The sequence below is a fragment of the Caballeronia sp. genome (assembly GCF_049581465.1).
GTDB lineage: Bacteria > Pseudomonadota > Gammaproteobacteria > Burkholderiales > Burkholderiaceae > Caballeronia.
In genome coordinates this window covers 1-2,095 of record NZ_JBAUSA010000991.1, presented here as the reverse complement: position 1 = coordinate 2,095, position 2,095 = coordinate 1, and the positions used below count along the sequence as shown (strand labels likewise).

Annotated in this window: 2 protein-coding genes; both read left to right on the top strand. The window is 60.3% G+C overall.

The window, feature by feature from the left end:
• The first annotated feature begins 220 nt into the window (after positions 1–220).
• Complete coding sequence (locus WCA53_RS24310) at positions 221–904, top strand: TetR/AcrR family transcriptional regulator (RefSeq protein WP_423916458.1); 684 nt, start codon at positions 221–223, stop codon at positions 902–904.
• 64 nt (positions 905–968) lie between these two features.
• Positions 969–2,095: MBL fold metallo-hydrolase (locus WCA53_RS24305; protein WP_423916456.1), on the top strand; the 1,127-nt coding region annotated here is incomplete at its 3' end.

The window sequence follows — 2,095 nt, the reverse complement described above, 5'->3', positions numbered from 1 at the left end:
ATCCTAGCCTCACACTCGCCGCGCGCAGCACCCTCTCCGCGCTAGCCCCACACTCGCCGCGACCGGCCCCCCCCATGCCTAGCCCGGCCATAGGGCTTTCCCTCGGTCGGGTTGACAAATCCGTGGTGGTCGTCGAGGATTCGGAATCCCAATTCCGTTTTTAACCAGGTACGTCCATGACGCTTGTCACGGTCCCCGGCACTATCGTTATCAAAACCTCATGACCCGAACCCAGGCATCTGGCCGCGCAGCAGTGGAGTCCGCCCTCGTATTGCCGAGACAGGCGCGCAGTCAGATCGGGCTCGAAAAAATGCTGCAGGCCGGCCGCGAGTTGATTGAAGCAAGCGGCAATCTTGACGATCTGTCCATCACGGATATCGTCGAACGATCGGGTACCTCGATTGGCGCGTTTTATCGGCGCTTCGACAGCAAGGACACGTTCTTCGACGTCGTGATCGACCGGGTGATGACCGAAAGTCTCGACCATCTTCGCAACATGATGGGGAAACAGCCCGAATGGCGATCGGGCGATGCACGGCTTGTCGCGGATGCAATCGTCGATATGTACTTGCAGTCGTTCCGCCGTAATCGCGGCCTATATCATGCGTCGCTATTGCGCGTGTCGCGGCCGCGAGCAACCTGGGACGTGGTCAAGGAGGCGAATCGCGACGTGCTCGCGTTGATCGTGCCGCCGCTGGCCGCTGCAATCACGAAGGAACGGCGCGCGCAGAAAGCGGACGCAGAGCCGATCGAATTCGAGATTCAGGTTGCGCTACAACTTATCCTGGGAATGCTGGTCAACATCGTCCTGAACGATCCGGGACCGTTGACCCTGACGAGCCGCCGTCTGGGTCCATGGCTCAAGACCCAATTTCAACGTTGCCTGATTTTGACTGGTTCCTGATTTTTTCTGTAAAAACGGAATGAAAATTCCCATTCCGTTTTATAAATGCTTCAAGGAGACACGCATGACCCCATGTTGCGCCGGCTTAGTCCGCCAAGCCGCATTTGACGCGCCGCACGTCGGCGAACCCCTCGATGTCGCTTTCGACGCAGGCGTGAACCTGGCGTTTGCCATTGCCGCCCCTACCGTTCCGCCCCGCCTGACCGAACACTCGCAGCGCATGGCCCAGCGCATCTACCGTGTGGCGGAGCGCGTGTACTGCGCGGTCGGCTATGCGATTGCGAACATTATCTTTGTGGTCGGCGACGACGGCATCGTGGTGATCGACGCGACAGAATCCGTATCTTCGGCGAAGCGAATCTATGAGGACTTCTGCGCAATCGATTCCCGTCACGCACAACTGCCGGTGAAGGCTGTTGTGTACACGCACAACCATACGGACCACACGGGCGGCGTGCGTGCGTTCGCCAATGAAGCGCAGATTGCGGCCGGCGATATAGAGATCATCGCGCACCGGTCGCTGATGGAAACGGTCATCAACAATGCGAACCTGGTCGGGCCGATCCTTGCCGCGCGCTCGGCGTACAGTTTCGGCACGCTGCTGCCCCCGGGTGCCACCGGCAAGGTCAATGCGGGGGTAGGGCCGGTTCTCATCGCTGAGGCAGCGACCTTTCTTGCCCCCACCCGTGTGTTCGACGATACCCTCGACATCGTGCTTGCCGGTGTGCGTTTCGAGTTCTGCTTTGCGCCTTCCGAATCGGACGACACGCTTGTCATATGGCTGCCTGAACTAAGCGTCCTACTGTCGGCGGACGTGATCCAGGGCGAGTGTCTACCTAACGTACATACGCTGCGCGGCACGCGCTATCGCGATCCCGTGCGCTGGTATTGCAGCATCGACATGATGCGTAGCTACCACGCGGCCCATCTGGTCCCGGGGCATGGTCGTCCGGTGTCGGGAGCGGCGGCCGTGGCGGACGTATTGTCCGTGTACCGCGATGCGATCCAGTTTATTCACGACCAGGCGATCCGCCATATGAACCGTGGCCTGACGCAAGACGAGCTTGCCGACGCCATTCCGTCGCTGCCGCCGCATCTGGCGCAGCACGCGTGGCTTGGAGAGTACTACGGCAGCGTCAAGCATTGCGTGCGGCAGATGTACACCGGGCAATTGGGCTGGTTCGACGGGGA

What these genes read in the sequence shown, in the direction of transcription:
- WCA53_RS24310 (WP_423916458.1), top strand. Translation starts at nt 221, where the DNA reads ATGACCCGAACCCAGGCATCTGGCCGCGCAGCAGTGGAGTCCGCCCTC.